Origin of the sequence: Kitasatospora aureofaciens (assembly GCF_001188955.3) — a bacterium.
Lineage (GTDB): Bacteria > Actinomycetota > Actinomycetes > Streptomycetales > Streptomycetaceae > Kitasatospora > Kitasatospora aureofaciens.
This window is the reverse complement of record NZ_JPRF03000043.1, coordinates 384,104-390,514: the sequence shown is the minus strand read 5'-3', so window position 1 is coordinate 390,514 and position 6,411 is coordinate 384,104. Positions and strand designations below refer to the sequence as shown.

Below are 6,411 nucleotides of genomic sequence, written 5' to 3'. Positions count from 1 at the left end.
CGGGCGGGGCGGTCAGGCGAGGGCGGGCAGCCCGAGCAGCAGGTCGGCCGCGGCGGCCCGGCCGCCCGCCGTGCGCTGCGCGCTGCCGATGCTCTCGGCCCGCTCCCGGAAGGAGCGGTCGCCGAGCACCCGGGTGAGCTTGTCCACGACGTCGGCGGGGTCGAAGTCGCGCGGCCGGTCCAGGGTCAGGCTGATCCCGAAGTCCCGCCCGCGCACCGCCTGGTCGTAGCAGTCCACCCAGAGCGGCCGGACCACCAGCGGCTTCCCGAAGTACACGCCCTCGTGGAAGCCGTTGCCGCCGCCGTGGGTGAAGAACACGTCGACCTTGGGGTGGGCGAGCACGTCCAGCTGGGACGGCAGCCAGCTCTCCACCCGGAGGTTGCCGGGCAGTTCGGCGCTCGGCGGAAGCAGGTGCTGCTGCTCGGCGGGCAGCCGCCACAGCACCTGGTGCCGGCCGTCCAGCCGGCGGGCCACCTCCACCAGGTCCCGGACCTGTGGCGCGGTCAGCCGGGTGATGGTGCCGAAGCCCATGTAGACCACGGAGGACTGGGCATCCAGCCAGTCCATCACGCCGCTGCCGTCGTCGGCCGGCGAGGACTCCGGCAGTGGCGGCACCATCGCCCCGACCAGCCGTACCTTCTCGGGCAGTTCGAACGGGTAGTCCAGCTCCGGTACGGAGTTGCAGAGCACCAGCTCCGCGCGGTCGATCCGGGTCATCGGGCTGGGCTTTGGCAGGCCCAGCTCCTTGCGCAGCCGGGCGTCCTCGGAGAGCACCCTGCCCATCGCCGGGTTGAGGAAGAGCGCGAGCGTGCGGAGCTTGAAGAGCCGGTTGCGCAGCCGCTGGCCGGCGGACATCGGGTAGGGCAGGCCCGAGTGCGGGACGGGGAAGTCCTTCGGCGTGTAGGACGGCCCGAACGGGCTGTGCGAGGTCAGCACGTTGCTCGGCAGGAACGGGACGCTCAGCACGAAGGGGATTCCCCGGGCCAGCGCCAGGTCGACGGCGAAGGAGCTGACGCAGTCGATCACCATCAGGGCCGGGTCGCACTTGTCCACCACGGCGGCGAGCCGGCGGAACTTCTCGGCCTGGAGGTCGGGCCGGTAGGACTGGCGGATCACCGCGCGGTGCGCCTTGAACCGCGATTCCTGGGTCACCTGGCGGTACACGTCGTCGCTCCAGCTGACCGCCGACAGCTCGGAGAACACGTCGCCGAGGGAGGCGAACTCCACCGCCGACCGGTCGGCGAGGGCCGTCACCTCGGCGCGCCGCGGTTCGTCCGTGGCGAACCACAGGTCGGGCACGCCCCGCCGGGCCAGCTCACCGGCCAGCACCAGCAGGGGGTTGAGCAGGCCGCTCTCCGGAAGGCTGACAAACAGGATCGGCCGGCGCGCGGCGCTCGGCCGGGGCGGGGTGCTCATCGGACTCCCTCGGGGCGGGGTGGCGGCTGGGTCTGCACCCCACCTTGGTCCCATGCCCGGTTCCGGGAATTCCTTAGTTCTGACCGGGCCCGGCCGGGAGCGGGGGTTGATCATCCGCTTGTGTCCCGTTTTGGGCGGCGGGCGAGGGCGAGGACTCCGGCGCCTGCCACGAGCAATTCCCCCGACGGGTTCAACGGTTCGAACGCAGATGCGACCGCTGGCCGGATCGCCTCCGTTCCGGACCGGGATCGTTCGGTTGCTTGCCCACTTCTTGACGTGTCCCATATATTCTTGCTCAGAACTGGCCGGGTACGCTGATGCCCGGTCAGCCGCTTTAGTGGTTCGCTCTCCGGGGCCGCCTCGGAATATCGGGTCCGTCTGCGCTTCGGAGGTGCAGGAGTACGTGTCGTTCGCAGGGGGAATTCCGGCATCAGTCGTCGGTCCGGCGTCCGGGGGGACGGTGCCGGGAGTCCGGCGGGCGCGCTTCGGGAGATCCGGTGGGCGGCGGTCCCCTGTCGTGAAACCGGTCCGCCGGGGCTGACGACACCTGTACCTGCAGCTCTGAGCTGCGGAGAAACCGACTTCACCGACCATTACCGCCCTGTGGAGGGGCGGCGGTCCGTCCCAGCCCGACCTGTCCCAGGCCGGGGCCCGACCGGTGTCGCGCCTGTCGTGGCCGGCCGGTAACCCGGCCGATTCCTGGATTTCGCGCACAGTTCCATGTGCGGATGCGGGTCACCCGTACGAAGACCCGGGTAGTTCGAACACTTATCCATCCGCACTTTCGCCTCGAAGGGAACGGACTTTCCGTGGTGATTTCTCAGTCTGTCCAGCCGAATTCCGCCCGGACCGTCACACCCGAGCGGGATCAAGTCGGCGGCGCGGCGGCGCGGCACCAGCAGTCGGTCGGTCAGGCCGGCCTGACCATGGCCCAGCTCGACCGGGCCCTCACCATCCGCCAGGCCAACGAGGCCTTCTTCTGGCAGTTCGGCCGCTCCTCGGCCGACCTCTGCGGCCGGACCTTCAGCGAGCTCGTCCACCCGAGCGTCCAGCAGCCGCTGCTGCGCCAGTTCTCCGGGCTGATCGAGGGCCGGCGCGACCGCTTCGCCACCGACGTCATCGCGGTCGGTCCGGGGGACGAGACCTTCACGGTGCCGCTCACCGCCGTCATGGTGCGCGGCGGCCTGCCCGACGAGTCCTCGATCCTGGTCATGATGCCGGACGGTCGTCCGGAGCAGGGCGGGTCCGAGGTGGTGGCGGGCCGGAAGAAGCTGCTGAGCGACGTCGACGCCAGGATCCTCGAGGGCATAGCGGCGGGGATATCCACCGTCCCGCTGGCCGCCCGGCTCTACCTGAGCCGCCAGGGGGTCGAGTACCACGTCACCTGCCTGCTGCGGAAGTTGCGGGTCCCGAACCGCGCCGCGCTGGTCTCCCGGGCGTACTCCATGGGCGTCCTCAAGGTCGGTGTCTGGCCGCCCAAGGTGGTCGAGAGCTTCGTGAAGTAGCCGCGGCTGCCGTTCGCGCAGGCAGGCCGACCGCCCCAGCCCGGAGAGGCTCTTCCGCACACCGGAAACCTCGTCCGGCACCACGGCCGCACCGCGCGTCGCCCACCGGCGGCCCAGCAGGCCGCGGACGTCCCCCACCGGCGGCGCAGCACCCCGCAGACGCCCCCCACCCGTGGATGCTCCTCCGATTCACCCGGCCCCGCCCCGCGGAAGGCCCGGAGCCGACCGGACGAACACGTCCACGGGCCGGGTCCTGATGCGGTTCCGGGACGGGCGTGGGAGGTTGGGTGTTCGGGGGCGGACGACCGTGCAGGGCGGCCGCCCGAGACGCGGCGCTCCAGTGGACGCCGTGCCGTCGAACCCGTTCGGAGGTGCCCGATGACCGTGCCGATGGGAGTCGAGGAGGAGTTCCACATCGTCGATGTGGAGACCCGAATGCTGGCGGCACGGGCTCACGAGGTGCTGGACGGCTTACCGGACCGCGGCTTCACGACCGAGTTCCTCCAGTCGGCCGTCGAGACCAACAGCGGTGTGCACACCTCGCTGGACTCCCTCCACGCCGACCTGGCCCGGTCCCGGCGCACGCTGGTCGACGCGGCCGCCCCGCTGGGCCTGGCCGTGGTCGCAGCCGGCACGGCGCCGCTCGCCCGGATGGGGTCGGTGGACGTCACTCCGGACCCGCGGTACCTGCGCATGGCCGAGGAGTACCGCACCGTGGCCGACGAGCAGCTGATCTGCGGCGTGCAGTTCCACGTGGACGTGCCCGACCGCGACACGGCCGTCCGCGCGATGTGCCTCGTCTCGCCCTGGCTGCCGACCCTGCTGGCGCTGTCCGCCAGCTCACCCTTCTGCCTCGGCGCGGACACGGGCTACGCCAGTTGGCGCACCATGCTGTGGCAGCGCTGGCCCACCAGCGGTCCGGCCGGCTGCTTCGGTTCGGCAGCGGCCTACGACGCGGCCGTGGCCCGGTTGATCCGCTCCGGGGTGATCACCGACGCCGGGATGGTCTACTACGACATCCGGCCCTCCGCGCACCAGCCGACCCTGGAGCTGCGGGTGTGCGACGCCTGCCCCCGGGTGGAAACGGCAGTGATGATCGCGGGGCTGTTCCGCGCGCTGGTGGTCGACGCCTGCGAGACGGTGCGGCGGTTCAGCGGCTGTCCGCACTCCCTCCAGCCCTGGCTGCGCGCCATGACCTGGCGGGCCGCCCGCTCCGGGCTGGACGGCCGACTGGTCGATCCGGTCACCGGCCTGGAGCGGCCTGCCTGCGCCGTGGTCCGGTCGCTGCTGGCGCGGTTGCGGCCGGCCCTGGAGGAGTTCGGCGACTGGGAGACCGTCTCCGCACTGGCCGAGCAGACGCTGGGGCTGGGCGATGTCGCTCACCGGCTCCGGCGGGTCGCCGCCGACGGCGGCTTGACCGCGGCCGTCGACTTCCTGATCGCCCGGACCCGGGCGAACCCGGCCGTGATCGGCCCCCGCGCGCGGATCGACGGCAGGAGCCTGTCCGCGCGCTGCCGGAGGACCCGGGCCGCTCGGCTCGCGGCGCACCGATCCGGCGCACTGCTGCGCCGCACGAGCCGGATCCGCGGCCGGACGGACCGGACGCCGGCCGCGGACGGCCAGTCGTACGCGGGCAACGGCGACCCGACGACCGCCACCGTCCTCCCGGCGCCGCTCGAACGGAGGTGAGGCGGCATGTGCGGGCTGAGCGGAGAGATCCGTTTCGACGGCGGGCGTCCCGACCTGGCCGCCGTGGAGCGCATGACCGACCGGCTGGCGGCCCGCGGGCCCGACGGCCGCGGATTGTGGTCGCAGGGCGCCATGGCGCTCGGCCATCGCCGTCTGAAGATCATCGACCTGTCGGAGCGCGGCGCCCAGCCGATGACCGACCCGGAGAGCGGCCTCACCGTCGTCTTCAACGGCTGCGTCTACAACTACCGGGCGCTGCGGCAGGAGTTGGAGGACCTCGGTCACCGCTTCTTCTCCACCTCCGACACCGAGGTGCTGCTCAAGGCGTACCGGCAGTGGGGCACGGCCTGTGTGCGACGACTGTTCGGCATGTTCGCCTTCGCCGTGGCCGAGGCGGACACCGGTCGGCTGGTGCTCGGCCGCGACCGCCTCGGGATCAAACCCCTCTACCTGGCGCGGCGGCCGGGCCGGCTGCGCTTCGCCTCCTCGCTGCCCGCCCTGCTCGCGGGCGGCGGGGTGGACACCTCCATCGACCCGGCCGCACTGCACCAGTACCTGACCCTGCACGGGACGGTGGCGGCGCCGCGCACCGTGCTCAGCGGCGTCCGCAAGCTTCCGCCCGCCACCGTGCGGGTCGTGGAGCCGGACGGCGGGCAGCACGACGAGTGCTACTGGCAGCCGTCCTACAGCCGTCGGCCGGAGCACGCGGGCATGGACGCCGCCGACTGGCGCGATGCCGTGCTCGACGCCCTGCGCACCGCCGTCCGCCGCCGCACGGTGGCGGACGTACCGATCGGGGTGCTGCTCTCCGGTGGCCTGGACTCCAGCCTGATCGTGGCGCTGCTCGCCGAAGCCGGCCAGGACGACCAGGCCACCTTCAGTGTGGGGTTCGAGGCGGAACGCGGCGAGCAGGGCGACGAGTTCGCCTACTCGGACCTGGTGGCCCGGGAGTTCGCCACCGACCACCACCAGATCATGGTCCCCTCGGACCGGGTCCGGGGGGCGCTGGACCGGGCGGTGGCCGCCATGAGCGAGCCCATGGTCAGCCATGACGTGGTCGCCTTCCACCTGCTGTCGGAAGAGGTCTCCAAACACGTCAGCGTCGTGCAGAGCGGGCAGGGCGCCGACGAGGTGTTCGCCGGATACCGCTGGCACCCCGCCCTGGCGGCCGTGCCGCGCGAACGGGAGCCCGAGACCTTCGCCAAGGTGTTCTTCGACCGGTCGCACGCCGAGCTGGGGCGGATGCTCCAGCCGGAGGTGCTGGTCGACCACGACGCCTCCGGCGAACTGGTGCGGGCGAACATGGCACCCCCAGGGGCGGAGACCGCCCTGGACGCCGCCATCCGGTTGGACACCCACGTGCTGATGGTCGACGATCCGGTCAAGCGGGTCGACAACATGACCATGGACTGGGGGCTGGAGGCACGCGTGCCGTTCCTGGACCACGAACTGGTCGAGCTGGCCGCCGCCTGCCCGCCGCAGTTCAAGCTCGCCCACGGCGGCAAGGGAGTCCTCAAGGACGCCGCCCGCAAGCTCCTGCCCCCCGAGGTCATCGACCGGCCCAAGGGCTACTTCCCGGTGCCGGCGATCCGCCGGATGGCTCCGCCGGTGCTGGGCCGGATCGAGCAGGTCCTGTCGGCCCCCGAGGCCCGGGCCCGGGGGATCTTCCAGGAGGCCTATCTGGCCGGGCTGCTCGCCGCACCGGACGCCCACCGCACGGCGCGCGGGGCGAACGCGCTGTGGCAGGTGGCCCTGCTGGAGATGTGGCTGCAGTCCCACGGGATCAACTGAACGGGAGGCG

The 6,411-nt window shown here is 72.3% G+C and carries 4 protein-coding genes; 3 read left to right on the top strand and 1 reads right to left on the bottom strand.

Annotated features, from left to right (window positions below):
• Nucleotides 1–12: 12 nt before the first annotated feature.
• Entirely contained in the window at nt 13–1,416 is a 1,404-nt protein-coding gene (locus tag HS99_RS27935; RefSeq protein ID WP_030598399.1) for a glycosyltransferase, read from the bottom strand.
• Nucleotides 1,417–2,225: 809 nt separating this feature from the next.
• On the opposite strand from HS99_RS27935, the gene HS99_RS27930 reads away from it, so the two are divergent.
• From HS99_RS27930 to HS99_RS27920, 3 genes are all read left to right on the top strand, one after another.
• A complete protein-coding gene (locus HS99_RS27930) occupies nt 2,226–2,921 on the top strand; it encodes a LuxR C-terminal-related transcriptional regulator (protein WP_370863306.1) in 696 nt (231 codons plus the stop codon).
• Nucleotides 2,922–3,299: 378 nt separating this feature from the next.
• Nucleotides 3,300–4,610, top strand: a complete 1,311-nt coding sequence (locus HS99_RS27925; RefSeq protein ID WP_063737943.1) for a carboxylate-amine ligase — start codon at nt 3,300–3,302, stop codon at nt 4,608–4,610.
• Nucleotides 4,611–4,616: 6 nt separating this feature from the next.
• Nucleotides 4,617–6,401 (top strand): N-acetylglutaminylglutamine amidotransferase, encoded by a 1,785-nt coding sequence (locus HS99_RS27920; protein WP_030557716.1) that lies wholly within the window; start codon nt 4,617–4,619, stop codon nt 6,399–6,401.
• Nucleotides 6,402–6,411 lie beyond the last annotated feature (10 nt).

Excerpts from the sequence above, each read along its gene's own strand:
- HS99_RS27935 (WP_030598399.1), bottom strand. The coding sequence starts at position 1,416 with ATGAGCACCCCGCCCCGGCCGAGCGCCGCGCGCCGGCCGATCCTGTTT.
- HS99_RS27925 (WP_063737943.1), top strand. The coding sequence starts at position 3,300 with ATGACCGTGCCGATGGGAGTCGAGGAGGAGTTCCACATCGTCGATGTG.
- HS99_RS27920 (WP_030557716.1), top strand. The coding sequence starts at position 4,617 with ATGTGCGGGCTGAGCGGAGAGATCCGTTTCGACGGCGGGCGTCCCGAC.